This is a genomic window from Streptomyces sp. DH10 (genome assembly GCF_029813805.1).
Lineage (GTDB): Bacteria > Actinomycetota > Actinomycetes > Streptomycetales > Streptomycetaceae > Streptomyces > Streptomyces coeruleofuscus.
The window spans coordinates 119,086-143,663 of sequence record NZ_JARVKU010000002.1; the positions used below are offsets into that span (position 1 = coordinate 119,086).

Annotated in this window: 25 protein-coding genes and 1 tRNA gene; 6 read left to right on the forward strand and 20 right to left on the reverse strand. The window is 70.5% G+C overall.

Features of this window, described 5'->3' with window-relative positions:
• Positions 1–13 precede the first annotated feature (13 nt).
• From QC385_RS04140 to QC385_RS04205, 14 genes are all read right to left on the reverse strand, one after another.
• On the reverse strand, positions 14–1,411 hold the full coding sequence (locus QC385_RS04140) for a tyrosine-type recombinase/integrase (protein ID WP_279539884.1): 1,398 nt from the start codon (positions 1,409–1,411) through the stop codon (positions 14–16).
• Between the two features lie 64 nt (positions 1,412–1,475).
• Positions 1,476–1,679, reverse strand: coding sequence for a helix-turn-helix domain-containing protein (locus QC385_RS04145; RefSeq protein WP_279539885.1), 204 nt, complete (start codon positions 1,677–1,679; stop codon positions 1,476–1,478).
• A 463-nt stretch (positions 1,680–2,142) separates the two neighbouring features.
• The gene (locus tag QC385_RS04150) at positions 2,143–3,618 is read right to left on the reverse strand and encodes an ATP-binding protein (RefSeq protein ID WP_279539886.1); all 1,476 of its coding nucleotides are present in this window, start codon (positions 3,616–3,618) and stop codon (positions 2,143–2,145) included.
• Between the two features lie 2 nt (positions 3,619–3,620).
• Positions 3,621–4,469, reverse strand: coding sequence for a bifunctional DNA primase/polymerase (locus QC385_RS04155; protein WP_279539887.1), 849 nt, complete (start codon positions 4,467–4,469; stop codon positions 3,621–3,623).
• A gap of 89 nt (positions 4,470–4,558) precedes the next feature.
• Positions 4,559–4,849, reverse strand: coding sequence for a hypothetical protein (locus QC385_RS04160; protein ID WP_279539888.1), 291 nt, complete (start codon positions 4,847–4,849; stop codon positions 4,559–4,561).
• Positions 4,850–4,861: 12 nt separating this feature from the next.
• Positions 4,862–5,320 (reverse strand): hypothetical protein, encoded by a 459-nt coding sequence (locus QC385_RS04165; protein WP_279539889.1) that lies wholly within the window; start codon positions 5,318–5,320, stop codon positions 4,862–4,864.
• A 174-nt stretch (positions 5,321–5,494) separates the two neighbouring features.
• A complete protein-coding gene (locus QC385_RS04170; protein ID WP_279539890.1) occupies positions 5,495–7,639 on the reverse strand; it encodes a hypothetical protein in 2,145 nt (714 codons plus the stop codon).
• Positions 7,639–8,190, reverse strand: coding sequence for a hypothetical protein (locus tag QC385_RS04175; protein WP_279539891.1), 552 nt, complete (start codon positions 8,188–8,190; stop codon positions 7,639–7,641). The genes QC385_RS04170 and QC385_RS04175 overlap by 1 nt, the downstream gene beginning before the upstream one ends.
• Positions 8,187–8,462 (reverse strand): hypothetical protein, encoded by a 276-nt coding sequence (locus tag QC385_RS04180; RefSeq protein ID WP_279539892.1) that lies wholly within the window; start codon positions 8,460–8,462, stop codon positions 8,187–8,189. The genes QC385_RS04175 and QC385_RS04180 overlap by 4 nt, the downstream gene beginning before the upstream one ends.
• 12 nt (positions 8,463–8,474) lie before the next feature.
• On the reverse strand, positions 8,475–8,975 hold the full coding sequence (locus tag QC385_RS04185) for a hypothetical protein (RefSeq protein WP_279539893.1): 501 nt from the start codon (positions 8,973–8,975) through the stop codon (positions 8,475–8,477).
• Between the two features lie 27 nt (positions 8,976–9,002).
• A complete protein-coding gene (locus QC385_RS04190; RefSeq protein ID WP_279539894.1) occupies positions 9,003–9,344 on the reverse strand; it encodes an RRQRL motif-containing zinc-binding protein in 342 nt (113 codons plus the stop codon).
• A complete protein-coding gene (locus QC385_RS04195; protein ID WP_279539895.1) occupies positions 9,344–10,351 on the reverse strand; it encodes a DUF2637 domain-containing protein in 1,008 nt (335 codons plus the stop codon). The genes QC385_RS04190 and QC385_RS04195 overlap by 1 nt, the downstream gene beginning before the upstream one ends.
• A complete protein-coding gene (locus QC385_RS04200; RefSeq protein ID WP_279539896.1) occupies positions 10,348–10,677 on the reverse strand; it encodes a hypothetical protein in 330 nt (109 codons plus the stop codon). Before QC385_RS04200 ends, QC385_RS04195 begins: the two co-directional genes overlap by 4 nt.
• Positions 10,674–10,940, reverse strand: a complete 267-nt coding sequence (locus tag QC385_RS04205; RefSeq protein ID WP_279539897.1) for a DUF6284 family protein — start codon at positions 10,938–10,940, stop codon at positions 10,674–10,676. Before QC385_RS04205 ends, QC385_RS04200 begins: the two co-directional genes overlap by 4 nt.
• Before the next feature lie 711 nt (positions 10,941–11,651).
• Between QC385_RS04205 and QC385_RS04210 the strand changes: the two genes are divergently transcribed.
• Positions 11,652–12,419: an XRE family transcriptional regulator gene (locus QC385_RS04210; RefSeq protein ID WP_279539898.1), complete on the forward strand. Its 768-nt coding sequence runs from the start codon at positions 11,652–11,654 to the stop codon at positions 12,417–12,419.
• Positions 12,420–12,422: 3 nt separating this feature from the next.
• Positions 12,423–12,896, forward strand: a complete 474-nt coding sequence (locus tag QC385_RS04215; RefSeq protein ID WP_279539899.1) for an NUDIX domain-containing protein — start codon at positions 12,423–12,425, stop codon at positions 12,894–12,896.
• Here the strand turns inward: QC385_RS04215 and QC385_RS04220 are convergent.
• Both QC385_RS04220 and QC385_RS04225 read right to left on the reverse strand, forming a co-directional pair.
• On the reverse strand, positions 12,884–13,450 hold the full coding sequence (locus QC385_RS04220; RefSeq protein WP_279539900.1) for an HD domain-containing protein: 567 nt from the start codon (positions 13,448–13,450) through the stop codon (positions 12,884–12,886). The genes QC385_RS04215 and QC385_RS04220 overlap by 13 nt on opposite strands.
• Before the next feature lies 1 nt (position 13,451).
• Positions 13,452–13,913: a GntR family transcriptional regulator gene (locus QC385_RS04225; RefSeq protein WP_279539901.1), complete on the reverse strand. Its 462-nt coding sequence runs from the start codon at positions 13,911–13,913 to the stop codon at positions 13,452–13,454.
• Positions 13,914–14,314: 401 nt separating this feature from the next.
• Here QC385_RS04225 and QC385_RS44190 point away from each other — a divergent pair, with 401 nt between their 5' ends.
• Together QC385_RS44190 and QC385_RS04230 are read left to right on the forward strand one after the other, a co-directional pair.
• Entirely contained in the window at positions 14,315–15,268 is a 954-nt protein-coding gene (locus tag QC385_RS44190; RefSeq protein WP_443032834.1) for a helix-turn-helix domain-containing protein, read from the forward strand.
• 726 nt (positions 15,269–15,994) lie between these two features.
• Positions 15,995–16,069: transfer RNA gene (locus QC385_RS04230), tRNA-Thr, on the forward strand.
• 16 nt (positions 16,070–16,085) lie between these two features.
• Here the strand turns inward: QC385_RS04230 and QC385_RS04235 are convergent.
• Both QC385_RS04235 and QC385_RS04240 read right to left on the reverse strand, forming a co-directional pair.
• A complete protein-coding gene (locus tag QC385_RS04235) occupies positions 16,086–17,177 on the reverse strand; it encodes a DUF4037 domain-containing protein (protein ID WP_279539902.1) in 1,092 nt (363 codons plus the stop codon).
• A gap of 3 nt (positions 17,178–17,180) precedes the next feature.
• Entirely contained in the window at positions 17,181–18,104 is a 924-nt protein-coding gene (locus QC385_RS04240) for an aminoglycoside phosphotransferase family protein (protein ID WP_443032835.1), read from the reverse strand.
• A 136-nt stretch (positions 18,105–18,240) separates the two neighbouring features.
• Between QC385_RS04240 and QC385_RS04245 the strand changes: the two genes are divergently transcribed.
• Positions 18,241–21,534, forward strand: coding sequence for a Tat pathway signal protein (locus tag QC385_RS04245; protein WP_443032836.1), 3,294 nt, complete (start codon positions 18,241–18,243; stop codon positions 21,532–21,534).
• A gap of 33 nt (positions 21,535–21,567) precedes the next feature.
• On the opposite strand, the gene QC385_RS04250 is transcribed toward QC385_RS04245, so the two are convergent.
• Positions 21,568–22,548 (reverse strand): zinc-binding dehydrogenase, encoded by a 981-nt coding sequence (locus tag QC385_RS04250; protein ID WP_279539905.1) that lies wholly within the window; start codon positions 22,546–22,548, stop codon positions 21,568–21,570.
• 43 nt (positions 22,549–22,591) lie between these two features.
• Positions 22,592–23,752 carry an FAD-dependent oxidoreductase gene (locus tag QC385_RS04255; RefSeq protein ID WP_279539906.1) on the reverse strand — a complete coding sequence of 387 codons (1,161 nt, stop codon included), beginning with the start codon at positions 23,750–23,752 and terminating at the stop codon, positions 22,592–22,594.
• Between the two features lie 129 nt (positions 23,753–23,881).
• Between QC385_RS04255 and QC385_RS04260 the strand changes: the two genes are divergently transcribed.
• On the forward strand, positions 23,882–24,574 hold the full coding sequence (locus QC385_RS04260) for a pentapeptide repeat-containing protein (protein WP_279539907.1): 693 nt from the start codon (positions 23,882–23,884) through the stop codon (positions 24,572–24,574).
• Positions 24,575–24,578 lie beyond the last annotated feature (4 nt).

The following is a 24,578-nucleotide window of genomic DNA, read 5'->3' on the forward strand; positions in this document are numbered from 1 at the left end:
TGGGGTTTTGTTGTCAGCGGATGCGGCGGCGGCGCCTGGCGCGGGCCGCGCGGGTGTCGGCGGTCTCAGTTCTGGTCTCAGTGGGGCCCGGATCCGCGGGGGTGGGCGCGGGCACGAAGAACTCGCCCATGCGTCGCATGGCGTCCTTGGATAGGTGGGATCGGCCCTTCACGTATCGTCGGGTCTGGCTGATCTGGGTGTGCCGGAGGATCTCCATGATCGTGGGCATGTCCACGCCCAGCTCGTTGAGGATGGTGCCGGCGGTGTGGCGGCTCCCGTCGTAGAGGCGGCGGTCATCGATCCCGGCCTCCTTGAGTAGCTCCTTGAATTCCTCGTAGTCGGCGCGCGGGTCGAGCGGGCGTCCGTCCGGCCGTGAGAACACGACGTCGTGCTCCTGCCACAGCTCGCCGGCGGCGGCCCGCAGCTCCTCTTGCCCGGCCTTGTGCTCGCGCAGGAACGGGATGAACACGGGCGGGATCGGGACGGCGTTCCGGCTCTTTTTGGTCTTGGGCCGGGTGAAGACGAGACCGCCTTCCCTGCGCTGCGGGCAGGCGCTCGCGTGCCTCTTGCATGCCTTGGGGCACGGCTTCGGGCAGCCGCGCTTGTAGCTCCTGTGCCTGGCGCATCCGGCAGGGCACGGCTCGAAGCGGTGCAGGCGTTCCCCGCAGGCGTGCGGGTCGGCGCAGCCGTGCCGCCACGTGAGGCGTTGCAACTGCCACTCGGGGCGGAACAGCTCCGCCTCCAGGTCGACGTACGACCAGCGCAGTCCGAGCGTCTCACCCTGCCGGAACCCCATGCCGACGCCGACGATCCACCGCATGAACGTGGGCCGCTTCGACGCGGCCTCCAGGAAGGCCCTGGCCTCCTCCTTGGTGAAGGGGTTGGCCTCGATCTCGTCGACGCTCGGTGGGTCCACGAGCGTGGCCACGTTCTCGCCGATGATGCGACGCCGGTGGGCAATCTTCAGGGCCCGGGACAGGATGCGGTGCACCTTCACGACGTGCGAGGGAGCGTGGCCGGCGTCGAGCATGGCCCGGTACATCCGCTCCAGGTGCTCGGGCTGCAACTTGTCGATGCGGTGCTGGCCGACGCCGGGGATGATGTCGTTGCGCGTCTTCGACCAGTAGTCATCGAGCGAGCGCGGCTTGAGCTTCAGGCTCGCGATGTCGGTGAGGTAGGTCTCCATCCACTGCGCGACGGTGGGCTTGCGCCCCGCGGTGGTCGCGCGGCCCTGGTCACGCAGCCGCTCCAGCTCCCGGACCTTGCGGCGAACCTCCGCCTTGGTCTTGGCGCGGCGATGCCGGCGGTCGGGGCTGCCATCGTTCTTCACGCCCATCGTGACGCGTCCGTGCCACCAGCCGTCCGCACCAAAGTAGATGGTCGATTCCATGTTGGGCTTGCGGGGGCTCATGCGCTCCTCCATGCAGGAGGCGCCCCGAGCGGAGTGCTCGGGGCGCCTCAGGGCGTGCTGGGGGTCAGTTGGGCAGTGGGGCGAGGTTCGCCACGTACTCCTCGAGGTCCGTTCGCCGGATCCGGCGGGCGCGGCCCAACTTGATGTACTTCAGGGCGCCTTCCGCCATCAGCTCGTAGACGGTGGATCGGCCGATGGCGAGCGCTTCGGCAGCTTCCTCGGGCTTGTACAGGAGTCGGTCGACGGGGGCGGCAATCGCCGTGCTCATCCGGGGTGCCTCCTAGGCGGGAGGGTCTTGGGCGCTCTCGGGTCTCGTGTCTGTCCGAAGTGCGGATTCCTGCGTCATTGCGTCATCAGCGTCATCCGCGCTGCTGACCTGCGGCTTTGGGTGACGCAATGGTGTGGGGGTGCGTCATCGGGGCGTCATGAGCCGCGTCATCGGGTGACGCAGATGACGCAGGATGACGCAGACACCGTCGTCTGCGTCATGTCCCTAGCCGCAGGTCAGGGGCCGTTTCTCTGCCTGCATGACGCAGATGACGCAGGGTTCCCCCCTTGGGACAAAAGAGGGGGTGGTGTCTGTTGTGGTGCGGTGCCGCTTCAAGCGTGAAGAGCGAGCCGCTGCGCGGCGCGCCCCTCGCAGGGCGGCTATCGCCGCCGAACAGCAAGAAGAGCACGCCTGGCCGGTGGTGCTCTTCTTGCTTGTCCGGGGACCGTACGCGGGCGGGGGGTCAGAACATCCGCTTCTCCTCGTGGGGCGGCGGCGCCTGCAGGTGGGTCATTTCGAGGTAGCGGCCCTCGCTGGTGCGGCCCGATTCGATCAGGACACCCCGGGCGGCAAGCGTGGGTTGGAGGCGCTTGAGCCGGTCGGAGAGGACTTTGCCCGTCGTCGGCCACCCCTTGGGCAGCGGACGCATGTCGTCGCCGCTGTAAAGGCGGCTGAGGCAGTGCAGCCACTCCGTGGAGGTCATCCGCTGCTCGCCGCCCGGTTCGATGGTCTCGGCGTGCTTGAGGACGGTCTGCGCGAGCAAGTCGCCCTCGATCACGTCATCGTTGAGGTCGTCGAGGCTGCGCCGGTAGGCGGCGAGTGCCCCCAGGCCGGTCGCGGCGTCGAGCTGCGCGCACAGGTGCGCGAAGTCCGCCATCCGTAGATCGGTCGGGGTCTCGGCCTCAGCCGCGCGGACCTTGACCGTGAGGTCGAGCAGGGAGCCGAGGATGACCGGCAGGGCCTCGGCGTACTCCGCCCACAGCTCCGCTTCGGTGCGCCGGACGCGCGGGCGTTCCAGGCGCAGGGGGAGGAGTCGTTCGGCGAGGTCGGGCCGGATGACGCCGACGTCGATGCCGGTGAGCAGCATGGGGCGGCGGTAGCGGGCGCGGACCACGTCCCCGTCGGTGTACAGGGCGCGTTTGACGTTCTCGGCGCCGGTGACGATGCAGCACATCGCGTCCGACAGGTCCGGGGTCATGTGGGAGAGGTTGTCCAGGGCGGTGACCCATCCGGCGGCCACGGCCGCGATCAGGTTCTCCTCGTCCTTCGGGGCGCGGCGCAGGTCGCCGCTCATGCCCTCGATGATCCGCACGAGCATCCGCCCGCCCGTGGACTTGCCGGCGCCCTGCGGACCGGTCAGGAACGGTGCGGGGACGGGCACGGACGGCCCGAGACAGCCGATCAGCCAGGCGATGGCCAAGCACTCGGTCTCCGCGTTGGCGAAGTTGCACAGCCTGAGCAGGAGATCGATTCCCTTTCCGTCGGTGTCCTTGACCGGCAGGGGCAGCTCGCCGGTGAGCTGGGTGCGCCGCCAGCACACTTCCCGCGGGTCGGGGACGGCGATCTCCCACCCGGTGGGGTGGATGCGAACCGATTGCCCGTCCGTGCGGCCCAGGTCCAGCCACGTCGCCCCGTCGAACCCGGGCGCCACGCGGATGTGGACGGGCTGCACGTCCTCGGTCAGCGCCAGGGCCTCGATCAAGTCCAGTGCCTCCTTGAGGGCGGTGCCGTTGAACACGCCGTGTCCGTCGCGGTAGAGACCGACCATGAGTTCCTGGCGGTGGCTGCCCGTCGTGCCCTGCGAGCGGATCGGGCGGGCGACGGGGTGGCCGTTGCGCTGCGCGTACACGGTGCCGTCGGCGGTGCGGAAGTACCGGAAGTGCGCTTGCGCGTAGTCAGTGATGACCTCGCGGGCCGGGGTCTTGTCGTCCTCGGACATGCTCACAGTCCCAACCTGGTGCGGGCGTTGGTCCATGCGTCCGTGCAGTGGCGGGCCGATTCGCCCTTGGCCTGAGCGGCGGTGAACAGGCGCGTGACGTGGGCGTCGGTGAGGCAGCCGCATCGGCCATGCGTGGACAGCACGGCCAGGAACGTCTGGTACACGGTCGCGTGGACCGAGCTGCGGGCCTGTGTGATGCGCTGCTCCGCCATGGCGATGCCGCGATCCAGATAGGCCGGCGTGCGGTGACGGCACTCCCCGAACCCGGCCTCTGCCGGCACGGCGATGCTGTGCGGTGCGGGCCGGGCCGCACAGGTCTTCTTCACGGCCAGCGCGCGGACGACATCGGGCAGGGCGGTCGTGGTGCCGGTGCCGGGTCCGAGGTAGCGGGCGTAGGCCATGGTCGACTTGATGTCGACGCCAGGCCGGACGGCGTTGTGCGACGACATGGCGCCCCGGTAGATCCAGTGCTCACCGCGGGTCGTCTCCACGACCCGTGTGGCGGGCAGGGTCTCGCGCGCCCATGCGACGGCCGCCGCGTCGTCGAGGTCGACGACGGTCAGCCCTGCGGCGCCGGGGTGGTAGGCGACGCAGGCGGCCCGACGCCATGCGGCCACCCAGGCCGGAGAGGTGAGAACGGCCGGGTCGGCGGTGGCAGCGGCCCACGCATGGCAGACGCCAGGGCATCGGCACGGCCCGGCGGCCTTCATGTTCGGCCGGCCGCCGCACGCGTTGTTCGCGCACCGGTGGCAGTTTGCGAAGGGGGTTTTGGCCGGACGCAGGGGGAGAACGGGAAGTCCGGCGGCGGCCAGGTTGAGCGCCACTCGCCGGATGGGGGTCTGTTGGGTCATGCTGGGGGACCTCCAACAGGTCTGTTCACGGCTGGTTGGGCAAGGGCGGCCCCGGTTCTTGGCGGAATGGGGGGCCGCCCTTGGCGTAGCTAGAAGGGCGGTTCGTCGCTGTGTCCGTTGGGCGCCCACGGGTCGGGGTCCTGCCGGTGCCGGTACAGCCAGCGGGGGCGGCGGGGGATGGGCAGCAGGAACCAGCGGCGGTCCTCGTTCCAGCAGGTGCAGGGCTCCCAATCGGTGCCCGCGTACTCGCCGGTGTCGTGGTCGCCGTAGTGGTGCTCGGTGCCGCCCACGCCGTCACAGTCGGCGCAGTCGGGGCGGGGCGTGTCGGTCAGGATCAGCGCGTTGCGCGGCCACGTGGCGCGCTGGAAGCGCAGTCGCATTTGGTCTCCTTGTCAGCCGTGGAAGTGGCTGCGCTTGATGACGGCCTTGCGGATGTTGACCGTGCTGCCGTTCCTGCCGTTGGCAACACGTCCGGGCAGGCGCCAGGCGAGGACGGCGAGGGCGATCCACATCGCGGCTCCGGAGCCGAACCCGGCGGCGGCATTGACGACTTCACTCACGCCGTATCCGGCTCCGGCGGCGAGGGCGCCGCCCCCGAGACCGGCGCCCAGGAAGCGCTGGGCGACGGGGTCGAGCAGCGGCAGCGGGGTCAGGTCGCGCGGCTCCGGGACGGGCATGGGCGGCGGGGCGAGGTGCTTGGGCATGGGCACCATGCGGCCGTAGGCGTCCGGGACCCAGACGACCGGGACGCGTTCGGCGTACAGCTCCACCGGCCCCTGCGTGGGGGTCTGGAGGGGCTGTATCGCGGTGTCTGGGGTGGGCTCTCGGTAGGGCTCAAGAGGGTGGGTCACGGCCGGTTCTCCGATCACGGATCGTGACTGTCAGAGGGCAGGCTCTGACAGTCAGAAACGGGTGTCAGGCGTGATGTCAGGCCGGAATCGCTGACTTACCTATAGGCCGGGCCGCGCCCTGACTGTCAGAGTCAGAGCGCGGCCCTGACAGTCAGGGCGTCACCGTGGGTAGCGCTAGGCGGCGACGGCGACAGGGCGGACGATGGTGTACTCGCCCTGTCCGTCGCGCTGCAGGACGCCCTGTTCGGTGAGCTTCTTCAGCTCACCCTGGAGCCACGGGCGGGAGCGGCCGGCGGCCACCGTCGCGGGGATCAGGTCGCCGGGCTCGAAGGTGAGCCGGTCCTGTGCGGCCCATGCGTCGATCTGGCCGTACAGGGTTGCGCGGGCCTCCTCGGTGGACGGCCGGGCCGTCTGCGCGAAAGTGAGGTCCGTGTCCGGGTCGGCGTCGGGTACGTCGTCCTCCAGGCGGAGACGGGCGTAATCGGCGTCAGGCTCCGGGTCCGCCGGGATGTGGGACATCACGTCGTCGTAGGCGTCCTGCAGTTCCATGGCGGCGGCCTCCTCTACGGCCGGGTCGACGGCGTCGATGTCGTCGTCCTCACTGTCGTCCCACCCCGGTGCCGGGGCGGGGACGGCGTGCAGCAGGGCGGGCGCCGTCGCGGTGTCGGGGGCGTTGGTGCGGTTGGTGCCGTGGTGGGTGCGCCGTTCGTAGGCGAGACCGGCGGCCCGTGCGGACACGTCGTCCAGCGGGTCGCGGACCACGGCGGCGGCAAGCACCATTTCCCGGATCTGCTCCTTGACCGTCTTGGTCAGGGAGCCGCGCACCTCGGTGGTCCACCGCTTGGCCGGGATGTTCATGCCGGTGGCGTAGGCGTAGCCGGGCCGGTCCGCGCCCCAGTCCGGGATGGCGCCGGTTTCGGTGACGCGGTCGGGCAGGCAGAACCCGGCGTCGGCGGCGTCGTCGACGCCGAAGCACGCGGCGGCCTGGAGGTTGGCGCGCACGTCGGTGGACACGTTCTTCCAGGACGCACGCTGGAGGCTGACGACCAGCCAGATGCCGACCGACCGGGCAGCACGGGCGATCTTGTCCAGGACTTCGAAGTCGGCCACGTCCGCGGCCTCTTCGATCCAGACCACCATGGCGTTGAGCTTCGAATCCGGGGTCCACTGGTCGAGCCCCTCGTTCGCCAGCTCCGTGCCGCGCGCCGCGATCACTTCCGGCAGGCAGCGCAGCAGGGCTTTCGCCTCACGCTGTCCGCCACGGTTCTTGTCGACGAACCAGTCCAGCCCCTCGGCCATGTGCCCGACCGTCTGCTCACCCTTGGACAGGTCGACCAGCCATACCGACAGCTTGCGCCGGGTCATCAGGTGGGCGAGCACTGTACGGGCGAACTCCGACTTGCCCGAGCCGGTGACGCCCATGACCAGCAGGTGCTGAAGGATCTCGGCAAGGAAGGGGTTGATCGACCAGACCTCGCCGTCGGCGTACAGGCCGACCGGGATCGGCTCCGTGGGCAGCAGTCCGAGTTCGGCCGGCGGGCGGAAGGGGACGCCGTCCTTGAGCACGTCGGCCACGCGGGCGGAGAAGGTGCCACGGGCGGCGTTGTCCGGGTTGCGGTCGACGGTAACCGCGGACGGCGGGACGTGCAGGGCCGCCGCGAGTTTCGGCGCGGCGCTCTGGACGTCCTCCATGGTCTTGCCGGGCGGTACGACCACGTCGGCACTGACCATGCCCTTTCCGTTGCCGCGAGCGTTCTTGACCTGCACCTTCTCCAGGCCGATGGCTTCGGCGAGCTTGCCCAGACCCGTCGACTCGGTCTCCTCGGTCTCGTCGTGGGCGTTGCGCATGATCTGGCGCACGTTCCACGACGCGGCGAACAGCCCGCCCCCGAGCAGCCACAGATCTGTCATGGGGTGGCCGAACGGCCCGGCGGAGACCGAGCAGGTCAGCCAGCCCATGCCCGCGGCCACGCTCGCGGTGGCCTGTACGCGGCGGAAGCGGCGGAACTTGTTGGTACCACCGGCCACCGCCCATGTCACGGCGGACAGCAGGACCCCACCCGCCCCCATGCCGGCGGACGCGAGACCGGCGGACAGCGCGGAATCGCCCCACATCTCGTTGACCCCCCATCCGGCGACCGGGGGGAGGGCGGCGGCGCCGATCCAGGGCGGCAGGTAGGGCGCGGCCTTCGCGGCGAGGTGGTTGCCGATGGTGGACAGGACACCGCCCCGGCCGGTGGGCATGGTGGCCAGGGCGTAGCCGTTGTGGCCGTCCCACCCGCGCACGGCGGAGGTGTTGTCGCGGTCGCGGCGGGCCATCAGTCCTCCCCGATCGTGAACGTCGGGCGGGCCTGCTTGCCGTTGCGCTTCTGCTTGGCCTCCTGCTCCGGCTTGACGAAGTGCCGGTCAAAGGCGTGTGCCATCTTCAGGGCGCCGACCCCGAGCGCCTTGGCAGCTTCCGCACTGACCTTGAGGTGGGCGGAGACCAGCCGGGCCTTGATCCGGGACTGTGCGCCGAAGGTGTACCACTTGCCCTTGTACTGCGAGAGCACGCCGTTCAGCTCCTCGGCGCGCATGCCGAGGATCAGATACAGCTCGCGCCCAAGGTGGTTGATGGCCTTGGCCATGGCGATGATGTCCTTGTCGCTTCGGATCTCGATCCGCTCGATCATGTGGATCAGGCGGTCGCCCTGGTGTCGGTCGGACGCACCGCCCCCACTGCTGTCGTCGCTGAACCCGGAGTTCCCGCCCGGGTTGCTGCCGGTGTTCGCGCCGAAGTTGACGTTGTAGGTGCGTTCCTTGTGGGTGTGCCGCTTCGGCCCGCCCGAGGGGGCGCCGTTGGGCGGGGCGCTGTTGGTGGGGGTGCTCATGTGTCGTCCTCCTCGAAGACGAGCGACCGACCGAGCAGCCGTGACGTGGCGATGTGGTCGACGGTCCATCCGTCGTCGACCGCGTCGGCGGCCTGCTCGATGAGCCGGTGGGATGCCGCGAACCGTGCCGTGACGGTTGCGGCGTACAGGTCGGTAGGCCGCCAACGGGACTGACCCGAGACGGCGTGAACGAGGGCGCTCACCCGGCGGACCGCTCGGGAGCCGAGGGCCCACGAGCGGTCCAGCAGGGCGGCGCGGCGCGCGCCGAACACAGCCCGCCCCCTTCAGCCCTTGCGGCGGATGACCAGCCACGCCGTCTGAACGGCCAGCGTGACCAGCAGCCACAGCATGGGCAGCGGACCGGCCGTCGGGCCGAACCCGGCGGCCAGGGCCAGCCAGGTCAGCGCGGACGTGCCGCCCGTGGCGAGACCGATCCGCCACAGCAGCACCGAGCGGCCGGCGCGGCGGCGCAGCAGCGCGAAGGCCAGCCAGGCGAGCGGGGCGACGGCGAGCGGGGCGAGCAGCAGGCCCGACCACCACGCCCACCAGTGCAGCAGCGCCGTGACCGGCAGCGCGACCGTGGCGAGGGTGAGCGGCGCCATGGCGCGGCGGTGCTTCCACAACACGCGGGCCAGGAAGCCGAACGCCTCACGGGTCAGCGACGGACGCTCCGGGACGACGACCACGAACGGCTGCGCGCCCCGGCGGCCACGCTGACGCGGAATCTGGACGGTGTGGACACCCGCGGCCCTCTTCGAGGCGCGGGTACGAGTACGGCTGGACACAGCGAAGCTCCCAGGAGACGAGAGGATTCAGGCGGCGCGCTGTTCGTCGGCCGGGTAGGCGCAAGGCACGCACATCCCGAGCGAGACGGGGATCACGTAGCCCGCGTCGGCGTGGCACTGCGGGCACAAGCGGCGGGCGGCGTTGGCCTTGGCTAGGGCTGCCCACTTGGCGGGCGTCATCGGCCTGACCGGCTTGGCCTGCTCGATGCGGTAGAGGTAGGCGACCAGCGGGTCCCGGCGACGGCGCGGACGCTCCACTTGCGCGGCCACGTCCTGACCTCCGGGTCGCAGCCTGAAGGCCCTCAGTTGGCGGCGCGTGGCCAAACCGTCGGGGGCAAACCGCCACCGGTAGGTGGGGATGCCGGCCATCAGTTGCTCGCGATGGCCAGCTCAGCCCCACCGGCGCCGGGGTCGCGATGCTCGGCGTAGCGGGCGGACACCCAGCCGACCGACCAGCTGCACAGTTCCGCAGCCTGACGCACCGACAGGCCCGACGTGAACGCGGCGGCCACGATCTGGCGTGCCTCGTCCTCCGGCAGCTTCACCTCAGCCGGGCCACGCTCCAGCAGAGCGGCGCGTTCACGCTCGGCCCGCTCCTCGCGTTCACGGCGTTCACGCTCGGCCCGCTCAGCGCGCTCGCGCTGCTCGGCTTCGGCCCGCTGCCGGGCCTGCTGTTCATACCTCAGCCGCTCTTGTTCACGCTGTTCACGCTCGCGTTCACGGCGTTCACGAGCCTCCCGCTCGGCAGCCTCGGCCCGCTCCCGGGCTTCTCGCTCCTCGCGCCGCTGACGCTCCTCCCGCTCAGCCTGTTCGCGGGCCAAGCGGGCTTCGTGTTCACGCTGTTCACGCGCCAGCGCTGCGGCGTGCTCGCGCTCCTCACGGGCCTCGGCGCGGGCCTGCTCGGCTCGCTCCCGGGCCGCCTGCTCCCGCCGCTCCCGCTCGGCTGCCTGCTTGGCTTCCAGGGCCGCCACGGCGGCGGTGATGGCTCGCCGGTAGGCCAGACTGGTTTCCGCTGTGACGATCAGCAGCAGCGGCGCCACGGAGTGGACGGCAACTCCGACCAGGTCTTTCTTCAGCGCGGAGTCAGCCGTGTTGAGCGCGAGCGTCATCAGGCCGGTCATCCACCGCAGCACGATCGGCCAGCGCCCGCCGTGCCCGCCCAGACGGGCCAGCACATCATCGAGCTTGACCACGATGACCACCGCCGCGTCGACCACGAGCGGCAGGATCGGCGCCGTCCAGTCCCACGCTTCGGCCGTGTGCTTGGCCATCAACGGCGTCACGGTGAGGATCGAGTACAGCATCGCCCCGCACACGATCAGCCACGTCCCGCCCGACAGGGCGCGCTCCGCTGAACGCGTCTGAACACTGTTCACGCCGCACCCCCTACGCGCTCCGGGGCGCATGCGTCGCTGTAGCCGGTCAACTCCAGCGTGGCGTCCGCGAAGTCGGCGGACGCCTTCAGCACGCGCGTCCGGCCGTCGCTCTGCTCTCGGTAGACCACCGCGTCTGGGGAGATGTCCAGCGCCTCCCGCCAGACCTCGAAGTCCGGCAGGCCGCGGTGGAAGCTCAGCTCCAGCTGGTCCGGGAAGACGGGGGACATGCGTACGTCCGGCGCGGGAAGGTGGCTGAAGTCCACGGCCAGCAGGCGCAGCGCCCGCAGCGGCAGGGCCAGGCCGTCCAGCGTCAGGTTCTCGCTCACGCCCCAACCTCCGTCACCGTGCGGGTCTGGTTCGTGAGCTTGCGACGCGCGGCCAGCACCTTGCGGCGGGCCCGGCGCAGCCGTCGCGCGTCCAGCTCGGTCACCGGCCGGTCCATGAGGCTGATCCGAACGTCCAGCTCCTCGACCTCCGCGCGGATGAGGGGCATCTCGGCGTCGATGGCGTCCAGCTCCGCGTCCGTCGGTTCGCGGTCCTGCTCGGTCGCGTCGATGTCGGACAGCGGGTGAAGGGGGAGAATCTTCATGGGTCGTGTTCCTCTCGAAGTGTGGAACGGCCCGAACGCGGCTCCCGGGTGGCACCCCGGGGGCCGCTTGCCGTTGAAGCCGGGAACGTCTCGGCTCCCCGCGCCCCGCCCGTACGGCCCCCGCGCGATACGCAGGCCCGGACGGGCGAGGGAGGCAACCGGCCGCAGCGCTAGCCGCTGCGACGGCAGGAAGAGAGCGGACCGGTTCGGCCGTGAGCGTGCGTTCCGCTCGCGGACCTGGATGACGTATTGGCGCCCGCCGGCCGATCCGTCACGGCGGCGCCCAAAGTCTTCGTCGATGCACTGGAATGCCTATCTGTTGAGGTCAACAGGGGTGAAGCACTGCAAGGGGGACCACGTCCCCACCCTCCGGCCGTTGCTCGCGGTCGCCGGGCCACCTCGCCAGTACGGGCCGAAACCCTGTTCTGCCTGGCCTTCAGCGGGATTGCAGCGTCCCCGCCTTCTGCGCATGCGGCATGAAGCCGCCTTCCGGCCGAGGTGTTGCGTTCGGCCGTTGCAGTACCTGTTTTACAGGTACTGCATGAGGGCCCGTCAAGTACGCCGACGGAACCTCTCGTTCTTCGCGCCTGGAATTCTTGGCGCACCATCAGAATCGCCGCAGGTCAGGGGCGTTCGTAACCGCACCCTTGGAAAAGTCGGGGAGCGCTGTCTACGCTCAAGAAGTCCCTACAAGTCCCTCAGGGGGTGCAGATGTCCAACGAGCGCTTGAGGTCGGCTCTATTAGCGCGCGGCATGACCATTCAGGACCTGGCTGAGGAGATCGGCGTTATCCCGAAGACAGTCGAGCGCTGGATCACGCAAGGGAAAGTCCCCTACCGGCGTCACCAGTACGCGACAGCGGCGGCGCTCAAGGTCGAGGTGACAACGATCTGGGAAGACGGCCGGACCATCGAGAGCGCGGCGGACCTGTCCAAAGCCGAGATAGCGACCGTCTACCCGCACCGCCATACGGTGCCACCAGGGCTCTGGCGAGAGCTCTACGGCCGCGCTGAGCGGAACCTAGACGTGCTCGTCTACTCCGGGTTGTTCCTCTCCGAGGACCCGCTGTTCCACGACCTCGTGAAGGCGAAGGTGGAGGCCGGAGCCCAGGTGCGCATCCTGCTCGGCGATCCTGAGTGCGCTGCTGTACGGCAGCGCGGCATCGACGAGGGGCACCAGATCATGGACGGCAAGATCCGCAACGCCCTGCTCCACTACCGCGCCCTCATGCGCAGTCATCCGGACATCGGCTTCCGGCTGCACGACTCGACGCTCTACAACTCGATCTACCGGGCCGACGACGAGATGCTGGTGAACCCTCACGTCTACGGCATCGGCGCCTTCATGGCGCCCGTCCTCCATCTACGCCGTCTGCCTGGCGGCGGCATGTTCGACACGTACGCGAATAGCATCGAACACACCTGGGAGAACGCCCGACCGATCACTGAGCAGGACATAGCGAGCACTACGGGAGCCTGAACGATGGGACGTATCGACTATCTGCACGACCCCGACGCCCCGCCGGCCAACTCGGTGGTGCCATCCGTCGTCGCGTTCGTGCAGAACGACGGGGGACAGGTGCTGATGATTCAGCGCTCCGACAACGGACGCTGGGCACTGCCCGGCGGTGGCCACGACGTAGGGGAATCGATCAGCGACACGGTCGTGCGCGAGGTCTGGGAAGAGACCGGGATCAGGGCAGAGGTGGTCAACGTGTCCGGGCTCTACACGGACCCCGGGCACGTGATGCAGTACGACGATGGCGAGGTGCGCCAGCAGTTCAGCATCTGCTTCCGCGCGCGGCCGGTCGGAGGCGAACTGCGTACGAGCAACGAGACGACTCAGGTCCGCTGGGTCGACCCCGCGGACCTGACGACGCTGGACGTGCACCCTACGATGCGACTCCGCATCGAGCACGCCATGGACCAGGCGCGCACGGCTCCCTACATCGGTTGACGCTTGGCGGCGGCAACCCGTTCGAGCACGCGGGACGTACAGGCCAGGATCTCTGGTTCGGCCCGACGGATGAACTGCCCGATAAGGCTGTCCGCCCCGTACCGACCGGCGATCTCGTTGATCCGGTCGATCGGGTTCGTGGACGTGCCGTCCGGCGTGGTGTTCATGTCGCAGTAGCAGAGCGCGTCGTTCAGGTGCGCACTTTCGCGGGGGAACTCGCCCTCCAGCTCCTCGCGCATGCCGCGCGCTTCCGCCTCCATCCAGGCGCAGGAGTGGTGGGCGACCAAGTTGATGACGCGCTTGTCGGCGTCGGCCACGTCCCGGAGGTAGCGGGCCCCGTCCAACGGGTGGAAGCCGGTCTTGGCCAGGTCCGGCGCGTAGCCGATGTCGTGCAGGACCGCGGCGGCCTCCAGCAGGTCGGCGTCCTGGTCGAGTACGAGCGCGATCGTGCGGGCCCTCTCGGCAACCCCTAGGCAGTGCTTCCACCGCCGTGGCAACGGCTCGGCGAGCAGGGACTCGGCCAGGGGGTAGGCCCACTCCGTCAACTTCGGCAAGCTAGGAACGCTCCTCTCGCGTCGGCAAGGCGCGGACTGTCCGCACCTTGCCCTGTCCGCCCCCCGCCAGCACGCCGGCAGATTCCAACTTCTCCAGTGCCTTGGTCACCGTGGGACGTGAAACTCCGAACCGTTCGGCCAGCGCGGAGGCACTTGGGAACGCTTCCCCTACTTTGAGGCCGTCAGCCGCGATGACGTCTGCGATCCGCTGATCGAGCGGACGCCGGTCGACTTGAGCACCCGAGCGCACGACGCGCCACCGCTCGCCTGGCGCCGGTTCGGCCACGCCTTCCTGTCGCAGCACGCCGAACGCGCGGAGGGCGACCCCGCGCGAGACCTTGTGATCGCGCATAACCTCAGCCAGCGACGGGAGCTCCGTCAGGTCCGGGTCGTCCTCGATCTGCCGTTTCACAGAGTCGGCAACTTTCAGGAACGTTCCCCGAGGGTTGGCTTGCTGCGACACCTGTTCTCCCCTCTGCCGGCCGTTAACGGGTTCAAGCGTCGCACGCCCCTCACTTCTGGGTGTAGAGCAGCTCCAAGGGGCGGCGCGCTTCGTGTCGCTGCACCCTGAAGCCTGCGTCACTCGGGATGGGGTTGCTCTTCGACCGTGGCGTGCTGCGGGTGGCTCCGCTGCACTCGTTGCCGGGACGAGATCCGGACGCTTTTGGGACGTTGCGCTCTTGCGCCGTGCTGTGACCTGCGGAAATGTGCTGATCAGAGGGTTTATGGCCCCTGATAATGTGCCCCCGTCCCGGACGGGGAGGGTCGATGCGGTGGACACGGGCAACGCCCTCGCGTCAAGCTTTGCGCATTCCGCGGAGCTCGTAATCAGCGTGCTAATGATCACTACGCGCAGGGGGAGGAATGCGAGGAAGCGATCAGCGGTTTCCGTCAGTCCAATTCGGAACGCTGCAATCCTGGCTGCTTGACGAGAAACGCCGAAGCGGGCTCAGTTTTGGTGAGCTTGCGGCCCGAACCTTCGTATCGAAGTCGGCGTTGCATCGCGCTACACGGGGTTCAAGGTTGCCTAGCCGACAGATTTTCGATGCGTTTGTTGCTGGGTGCAAATCTGACCCTGAAGCTGCTGAGGAGCAGTGGCGTTGGGCTGAGCTCGTAGCCAACGCTCCTGACTTCCCCTGGGGTTACTCAAATGACGGTCCGGAAGCGGTGGCAAATTACAGTGATCTCAGACAGGCGCTGCTGTGGCTAACGGCTAAGAGTGGTCGCTCTTTACGTGAACTCGAAAGCGTAGCGCGGGCGCAAGGCGGCCGCCTGAGGCGGAGTACGGTCAGCGATGCACTGAGGGGTCGGCACAACTTCAGTCGGTGGATGGTGGCCGAGCTAGTCCGAGCCTGTGGGGTGTCGAGCGACGCTGTCACAGCCTGGGATGAAGCGTGGCAACGTGCCGAGAGGGAGCGGCGGGGCCGACGGGGGCATCTGGGTGCCGTGCGACGACTGCCCGCTGAGGCACGAGAGGTAATTGAACTCGGCGTCGTCGAGATGTTCCGAATCGGAGACCGTTACGGCATACCTGATGCGGAGATCGAACTATATATTCGCGGCTGCGCTGAAAGGAAACGTCGCTGGAAGGGAGGCACGTATTGGGCTGAGCCTCCTGAGTCGTGGAAGCGAGCTGTGCAAGGCCCTCTTGCTGGACTTTCTCGGCGGCTGGAGGAGGCGCTGTCTCCCGTTCTTGCCGTGGATGACGAGCCCTCCGAAGATGTCGTTGCCCGAGTTATTCAGGTAGTCATAGGTGTCATCTCGGATTCTGGCGAACGGGCGCTCATGCCGCCCACGGGTGACACCGGTCAGGGCTGAGGAGGCTGCCCGGCGCTGATATCGGTTGTGATGATGAGGCCGACCGGGAAGCGCAGTAGTTGGTAGACCCGTTAGTTGATCATTGCAGGGCGGTGCGGTCGCATACAAAGGCGGCCCCCGCTGGCACGGGAGCCGCCCTGACCCAACCAGCAACAGAGAAAGGTCAGGAATGACAATACCCACCGACGCGTCAAATCCAGCACCGCGTCAGATCACGAGCAGGCGTCGAGTCCCCAGCGTGGCGCCTGAGAGGAGGAGCCGACGACTGGCCGCCCAGGTGGCGGGTGTCCTGGGCGGCGCGCTACTCCTCGCGATCCTTGTTGGGGTCTTTCCTGCCCTCGCTGTACCGCTGGGTGTCGCCCTCGCGTTCGTGGCTGCGGTCCCGCCCCTGGCACAGTGGTTACTGCGGCGCTGAGCGACTGAGTTCGTTACCGGACCGGCGTTCACCCGGTCCGGGCGGCCTCACGGTGACTCGAACGGTGGCCGCCAACCACAGCCATTGGATGCGATGTAAGGCACCAGTGGGGCACTCACACAGCCGTGAGGCAACGAGGTAGGTCGCTGCCTGATCCCTGCGCAGACCCGTCAACCTGCTGAGTCAGCCTGCGCTGTCGGGCAGCGCGGTCTCAATCGTGGTCTCGATTGCCGTTCGTTCCGCACTCGTCCCCAGTCGTCCGCATGGGACCGCGCAGCCGCGTGACCAGGCTGGGTCCCTCGTTCGCAGACGCCCCTGGACACCGCGGGACAAAGGTCCGACAACTTGTAATGCGTAGGTCGTCGGTTCGAATCCGACAGGGGGCTCCGGTGGAAGCCCGGGTCAGATCGTCTCTGGCCCGGGCTTTTTTCTGTTCCGGACGTCGCTCAGGGCGTCGGTGCTGTCCACCCACTGGTCGATCGCGCCGGTGTCGGGCAGACAGCGGAGTGCCGGGTCCGTGATGCGGGCGCGGAGTGCCGCCGTGAAGCGTTCCGCGTGGAGGACCTGGAACGGGCGGCTGTGGTACGGGCGGGTGCCGGGGTCGACGGGGGCCGTGAGCGCGAGGTCGTTGTGGTGGGTCGCGACGGCCTCGTAGGCGTGCTTGAGGTGGTGCTCGCGGGTGTGCCAGTCGGGTGCCGCCAGTGCCGCCATCAGGGTGGGGGTGAGTGCCGCGCCCCGGGCGGTCGCGGTGAAGGCGGTGCCGAGCCACTTGCTGTAGGGCGGGTAGCGGCGGTGCATGAGGAGGCTCAGGCGCATCAGGTCGCGGATCAGACGGGCGGCCACGATCGCCGAGCCGAGTTCGTCGCCCACCTCGCCGCAGCGGCCTACGAAGGCCTCCTCCTGGGAGATGCGTTTCCACTGGCAGGCCAGGACGTACAGCCAGATGTCGTGCGGGTACCAGCGCAGGGCGGTGCGGGCCGGGGCGAGCAGGCCGAGGCCGTCGTGGAAGACGGCGCCCGCGGTGACCTCGGCCAGGCGCTGGGTGGGCGTGGCCAGCCAGTCCGCCGTGGTGACGCCCTGGGCCGGGTCGAAGCCGAGCTGGTCCGTGAACCAGGTGGCGGGGTCCCTGATGTCGACGCGGTGGTGCACCGGGCCGTCGGTGCCGGTCATGACGCGGATGTCGGTGCCCGGGTCGTCGCCGGTGCGGGCGAAGTGGGTGGGGTGACCGAGGAAGGTCTTGGGGAGGCGGTGGGAGAGGAGGGTGGTGAGGCGGGGGCCGTGGGTCTCGGTGTCCTCCGGGCGCAGGAAGAGCTGGAGGCGTGGGCCCCACTCGTGGTCGGCCGAGCGCGGGGTGTCGTAGCCGAGGACCTCGGAGCCGCTGCCGAGGTGGGCGGCGGAGTGGGGGATGCCGGGGAAGGCCTCGTCCAGGAGGGGGCGTACGGCCTCGGTGTAGAAGCGGCGGGAGAGCTCCAGGCCGGGGAGGAAGGGAGGCATGGGTCAGGCGGTGCGGCCGCGCAGGCGGCGGGCGATTTCGAGCTGGTCGTCGTCCAGGGGGCGGCCGTCCTCGATGTCCCACAGGGCGTTCTGGAGGAGGCGGCCGAGGGTCCAGGCGCGGGCGCGGGGGCGGTCCAGGGCGAGGACGTCGGTCATGGCGTCGAAGCGCCAGAGGATGTCGTCGGGGTCGTAGCGGTTGTCGATGGCCGGCCACAGCTCGAAGCCGGGGTCACCCGCGAGGGGCTTGGGGTCGATGGCGAGCCAGGGGGCGCGGCCGGAGGCGAGGACGTTCTCGTCGTGGAGGTCCCAGTGGAGGAGCCGGTCGCCCGGTTCGTCGACGACCTCGCGTACGGCGGCGGCGCAGTCGGTGACGAGGCGGCGGACCTCGGGGTCGGGGATGCGGTCGAGTGCCGACGGGGTCCGGTCCAGCATGGCCCGGGCGATGTCGCCGAGGCGGCGCATGCCGGGCGGGGCGGGGAAGGAGGTGAGGTGGGCGAGGAGTTCGGCGATGGTGACGACGGCCTGGTGGGTGTCCGGGACGTGGGACAGCATGCGGCTCTCGTCGAGGCGTTCCAGCAGCATCGTGCCGGTGGGCTCGTCGTGGTCGAGGAGACGGACCGCTCCGTCGCCGTCCCAGACCCGCAGCGCGACCGGTTCGCCTTCGCTCTCCTCGTCGAGGAGCTGGAGCTTGAGGACCGCGGGGCCGCCGTCGGCGCGGACGACCGGGAGGACCAGGGCGGACACGCCGTGCATGGGCGGTCCGTCGGGCTCGAGTTCCCAGCGGTCGAGGAAGCCGGCCGTCAGGTCCTGGAGTTCCGCGATGAAGGCGCGGCCCGCCTCGCCGTTGTACTTCTCCTGTGATGCCGCCAGTTCCCGGGGAATGTCGATCACTTTCGGCACCGTAGTGGGGCGGGCGGGGCGGGTCATGTGAATTAACCCGGGTCGGGGCGGGCTGGGTCGGGACGCGGCCGCGCCTGGTCGGCGTCTCGGCTTTCTCGCGGGCATTGTGTCGTACCTGTGTGCGAACATCTCGCCAACGACCACTGACCCAGGGGGGATTGACATGTCGGACACGGACGCCTGCCCGAGACCGAGACCGAGAACGGGAACGAGAACGAGAACGAGACTGAGACACGGATGGCGAGTGAGACGGGGGCGGGCCGGTGCGTCCGTCGTCGTCGTATCGCTGTTCGCCTCACTGCTGAGCCTGACGGGGGCCGGCTCGGTCCAGGCCGCCGCCGGACCGGAGTGTGCGCCGCTCGCCCTCGCGCCGTTCGGGGATCCGGGCGACGCCGTCGGCAAGGCCACCGTCCCGGCCCAGAGCAGCGCCTGCTTCACGGTGACGGCCGGTTCGGCCGGTCTGCATCTGGTGACCCTGGACGACAGCCAGAACAACGCCTACGCGCAGATGCTCGACGCCGACGGCGCCGAGGTCGACTGCTTCGACCACGAGTACCGCGCCGAGGGCTGGTGCCAGGTGCCCGCGGCCGGAACGTACACCGTCAAGGTCGTCAACAGCGGCTGGGTCGACGACGAGCAGACCGAGCTCACCGTCGTCCCGCTCGGTTCCGGCACCCGCGGCTGCGCCGAGCCGGTCGGCACCGGCTGGGACCGGCCGGCGGTGATCCGGAGCGCCGGGAGCCCGCTGGCCGTGGACTGCCAGGCCTTCGAGGGCCGGCCCGGCGAGCGGATCCGGCTGACGGTCGGCACCAAGGTGTACGGCGAGTCGGTCGCCTGGATCACCGACGCGACCGGCGCCCGCATCTGCGAGCACTTCCCGGAGGACGGCGAGGACAGCTGCGTCCTGCCCGGCGACGGCCCCTACCGGGTGCTGTCGAGCGTCTCCCGCGCGGAGAGCGGCTTTCCCGCCGAGTACGCGCTTCAGGTGCGCCGCCTGAACGACCCGCAGGGCTGTGCGACCGCGTCGGTCCTGCCCTACGGCCCGATCGAGCCGCGGGACTTCGGCACGGACGCCTGCTACACCTTCTCCGCCGCGAAGGCCGGGCCGTACACCGTGCACTACGTGGACGAGGACCGGTCGGCCGGGGCGGTCCGGGTGTACGACTCCGGCGGCAGGACCGTGTGCGAGTCCGGCACCGACCCGTGCCGGATCCGTGAGGCGGGCACCTACACGGCGGTGCTCGGCGTCAACGCCTTCGAGCCGTCCCGTGACCGGCTGGTGGTGTTCGACCGTGCCTCCGACGCCGGCTGTGCCGCGATCGGGACCGGCCTGTACAAGGGAGAGCTGAGCACCGTCGGGCAGTACGACTGCCTGACGCTGCCCGTCCCCAAGGGTGGCCGGATCGCCGCGCTCACCTCGCAGACCTCGGCCGGGCTGACCCCCGAGGTGGAGGTCCTGGACCGCCACGGCACCCCGCAGTGCGACGGGGAGGCCCTCCAGGGCGGTGACTGCGCGCTCACCGGTGAGGCGCCGTTCCGTGCCCTGGTGCACACCGAGGACGGCGGCGATACGGCCACGGGCCCGTACGCGGTCGCCTTCCACCGCACCGACGTCGCCGACGGCTGCCCCGTCCTGCCCGCGGGCAGTTTCGCCGCGGGCGGTGCGAAGGCCACGCTGACCACGGGCGACGGTGTCTTCTCGCACTGCCTGGGGATCCCGGCCGGCGCGCACTCGAACGCCGAGCTGCTCCAGCTGACCGCGACCTCCGGGACCGCCCCCGCCGGTTTCTCGGTGCTGGACTCCGGCGGCAAGCGGGTCTGTGACCGCTACGCCACCACCAATGGCTGGACGGTCTGCTCCCTGACCCCGGGCAAGGCCCACACGGTGCTGGTGACCGGCCGGGACGCTGCCGCCACGTACTCCCTGACCCGGCGGGACGTCACCGCGAGCGCCTCCGCCGCGGGCTGTGCGAAGACCGCCGCGGTGAAGGTCGGCGGGCCGTCCCTGAAGAGCGCGTCCGGAGAGCCGGGCACCATCACCTGCCACCAGGTGACCACGGGCGCGCCCACCGACGTCGTGCACGTCAACGTGCGGGACGCGCTCGGCACCGCCAACAGCGCGGTCGTGGCCGGGGACGGCCGGGTGGAGTGCTCCGACCGCAACGCGCCCTGCGCGGTCACCGGTTCCACCACCCACCAGGTCCTCGTACAGACCCCGCCCACGCGGAAGGCGGCGCCCGAGTACCGCCTCGACGCGTTGCGCATCGCCACCGCCGACGGGCCCGCCCCCGAGTGCGCCAAGGTGCCGTCCGTGGCGTTCGGGTACGGGCCGGTCACCGGCACGCTGAACGAGTCCCGCACCGCCATGTGCGCGGCGCTGCCCACCGCCGGGTTCGACGGGTTCGAGGCCGACATCAAGGACACCACCGGCGCCACCACCACGGCGGTGCCCGTCCTCTACGACAGCGAGTGGACCAACGGCTGCAGCCTCTGGAGCTCCGGCTACCGCTGCTCGGTCGGCGGCCCGGCCGGCGGATCCTCGCCGTCGCTGTTCCTGCTCGGCCTGCCCGAGAAGGCGTCCAGCACCGCCTACAGCGCCAAGCTCGCCTGCACCTCCACGCTCTGCGGCACGGAGAAGACGGACGTCACCGCCGTCAGCCCCGGCACCGGGGCCGCGGGCACCAAGGTGAAGCTCACCGTCACCGGTACCGCGCTCGGTCCGGACGTCAGGGTCCAGCTCAGCCAGGCCGGAAAGACGATCACCGCGCCGGCGGACTCGGTCGCCGCGGACAACCGCACGGTGACCGCGACCGCCGACCTGACGGGCGCGGCGACCGGCACCTGGAACATCAGCGTGTACACGCGCGGCTGGGAGTTCCAGCGCGGCACCTTCACCGTGACCCCCCAGCCCGCGCTGGAGAACACGGCGGCCCCGAAGGTGACCGGCACGCCCAAGGTGGGCGCCAAGGTCACCGCCGCGCCGGGCACCTGGTCGGCGACCCCGTCCTCGTACACGTACCAGTGGAAGGCGGACGGCACGGCGATCGGCGGCGCGACCGCGTCGGCGTACACGATCCCCGCGGCGCAGGCCGGTAAGAAGCTGTCCGTGACCGTGACGGCGGTCAAGGCGGGCTGGCGCAGCGGGTCCGCGTCCTCGGCGGCGGTGACCGTGGCCAAGGGCGATGCGCCCAAGGCGACCAAGCCGCCGGTGATCAGCGGGACGGCGAAGGTGGGCCGGACCCTGAAGGCGTCCGCCGGGACGTGGAGCCCGGCCGCGACCTCGCACGGGTACCAGTGGTACGCGAACGGCAAGGCGATCAGCGGGGCCACCAAGTCCTCGCTGGTGCTGAAGGCGGCGCAGCAGGGCAAGAAGATCACCGTGAAGGTGATCGCGCACCGCACCGGGCACAAGGACGGCTCGTCGCTCAGCGCGGCGACGAAGGCGGTCGCCCGCTGATCCGTTCCGGCCGACCCCTCCGAAGACGAGGTGTCATGGCTCCAGGACGACCTTCCCGATCGTCCCCCGGCTCTCCAGCGCCCGGTGCGCGGCCGCGGCCTCGCGCAGCGGGAAGCGCTGTACGGCCGGGGTGAGCCGGCCGGCGGCGGCCTCGGTCAGGGCGCGCAGTTCGAGGGTGCGCACCGGGTCGGGGCCGCCGGCCTTTCCGAGCATCACGGGGCCGAGGACCTGCTCGGAGACGCCGTCGACGAGGTAGGGCTCGCCGCCCTGGATGCCCTCGGCGGACCAGCCGAAGACGACGTGCTTGCCGCCGGGGCCGAGCAGGGCGACGGCCTCGCGGGCCACGTCGCCGCCGACGCCGTCGAAGACCACGGTCGCGGCCCGGCCGCCGAGGTGGGCGCGGACCTTCGCGGGCCAGGCGGGGTCCTTGTAGTCGACGGCGAGATCGGCGCCGTTCGCCTGCACGCGGGCGACCTTCTCCGGCCCGCCGGCGAGGCCGATGACGGTGGCGCCGGCGTTCTTGGCGTACTGCACGAGGAGTGTGCCGATGCCGCCGGCCGCGGCCGGGACGACGGCCACCGAGTCGGGGCCCAGCTCGGCGAACTGGAGGATTCCCATCGTCGTTCGGCCCGTGCCGATCAGGGCGACGGCCTCGGCGAAGTCCAGGTTCTCCGGGATCTCGTGCAGCCGCTCGACTCCGGTGACGGCCAGTTCGGCGTAACCGCCGGGGACGAAGCCGAGGTGGGCGACGACCCGCTTGCCGAGCCACAGGTCCGCCACGCCCTCGCCCAGCGACTCGACGACGCCGGCGACCTCGCGGCCGGGGACGGTGGGCAGGGGAATCGGCTCTGGCGCCGGTCCCTGTACGCCCTCGCGCAGGGCGGTGTCCAGGAGGTGGACGCCCGCCGCCCGTACGGCGACACGGACCTGGCCGGGGCCCGGCCGGGGGTCCTCGACCTGCTCGTAGGTGAGGTTCTCGGCCGGGCCGAAGGCGTGCAGGCGGATGGCGTGCATCGGGGCTCCTCATGTCGTGGTGGTCTGAGCCCAGTTTTCAACCTCAAGCTTGCTTGAGGTCAAGCTCCCGCCGCCCGAGCGCCAACGACACCGCCGTCAGGGCACTGTTGAAGGAGACCTCCGACAGCACGCCCGGGGCCGCGACCTGGTCGCCGGCGAGGTAGACGCCGTCGCCCCGGTCCACGGCGGGCCGGTCGCGCCAGCTGGTGCCGGGCAGGTCGACCGCGCCCGTACGGCCGTTCGCGACGGCCTCGCGCCGCCAGGTGACGCGCTCGCGCCAGCCCGGGAAACCCAGGTCGAGGAGATGCTCGGCGCGGGCGGTGCCGTCGGCCTTGGACTCGTGCGGGGCGATGGGGATCTGACCCTGGATGAGCTGCTCGCCGGCCGGGGCGAGGCTGCGGTCCTGGGCGGTGAACCGTTCGAGCCAGCCCGGCGCGTCGAGGTCGGACACCGCGAACGCGTCCCCGCGCCGCGTCCGTACGGCGAGGTCGACGAGGACGGTACGGCCGCTCGGCCAGGTCAGGGAGTCGTCACCGAGCAGGCGCCGGGCGGCGTCGAGTGAGGTGGCGACGACGACCGGGGTGTCGGTGGGGAGCGTGTCGACCCGGGACAGGGTCTCCATCCGGACGCCCAGGTTCCAGGCGCGGGCGGCCATCCGGTCGATGAGGCTGGCCCAGCCGCCGCGCGGGTAGTGCGCCTCGGGCGGCAGCTTGGTGGCGCGGCGCAGACGCTCCTGCACGAACGCGGCCGACAGGGAGCCGGGGTCGTGGTGGAAGAGGGCGACGGCCGAGTAGTGGGCGGCCGCCCGGGCCCCCTCCTCGCCCGCGATGCCGGTCGCCCAGGTCAGGAAGTCGACGTCCACGGGCGCCTGTTCGGCGGTCCGGCGCAGCAGCTTCAACATCGGGAAGGGCGGGGTGCGGCGCAGCACGCCGTGGTGCCGCAGCCGTAGCCGGGCGGCCTCCAGGGGTGGGATCGGGGCGAGCGGCCCGATGAGGTCGCGCTGCTTGAGCCAGGCCCAGTGCGGGCCGCCGTTGTAGAGGGCGTGCGGGCCCTCGTTCGTGCGGTAGGGGCCCTCGGCGGTGCGGGCCCGGCCGCCGAGGGTGTGGTGGGCTTCGTGGACGGTGACCTCGGCGCCCGCCTCGGCGGCGGTGATGGCGGCGGTCAGTCCGGCGAAGCCGCCGCCGATGACGGTGATGCGGTGCATGGCTGGGGGTCTCCCTGCGTGCGACGACACTCTTCTGGGAGTACGACCGGCCGAGCGCCCCGGAATGTGACATGGGCCGTTGCCTCGCAGGTCAGGGCCGTTGTCAGTGGTGTGGTGCAGCATGGGCGCATGGCGAGGAACGCGGCGGGCGGCAGGGGTGCGGGCGGTTCGCGGGTGAAGGCCGCGCGGAGACCGGAGATCCGGCTGCCGGCGCTGGAGCCGTTCCCGGGCGGCGAGCTGGAACCGGACGGGGACTACGACGGGCTGGAGTTCCGGGAGGCGGATTTCGCGGGGCAGGACGGGTCGGGCTCCCGCTTCCTGGACTGCGCCCTGACGGAGTGTGCGCTGGACGAGGTCGGGTTGCGGCACGCCTCCGTCCTGGACTCGACACTCACGAGTGTCCGGGGCGTCGGCACCAACCTCGCCGAGGCGACGCTGCGCGACGTCGAGCTGATCGACGCCCGCCTCGGCGGCACACAGCTGCACGCGGCGGTGCTGGAGCGGGTGCTGATCCGCGGCGGCAAGATCGACTACTTGAACCTGCGCATGGCCCGGCTCAGAGACGTCGTCTTCGAGGGCTGCGTCCTCGTCGAGCCGGACTTCGGTGGCGCCCGCCTGGAGCGCGTGGAGTTCGTGGACTGCGCGCTGACGGGCGCCGACTTCCACGCGGCGACCCTCAAGGACGTCGACCTGCGCGGGGCCGTGTCACTGGGGATCAGCCGCGGGCTGGACCGGCTGGCCGGGGCGGTGATCAGTACGGCGCAACTGCTCGATCTGGCGCCGGTGCTGGCGACGCAGTGGGGGATCAGGGTGGAGGACTGATCAC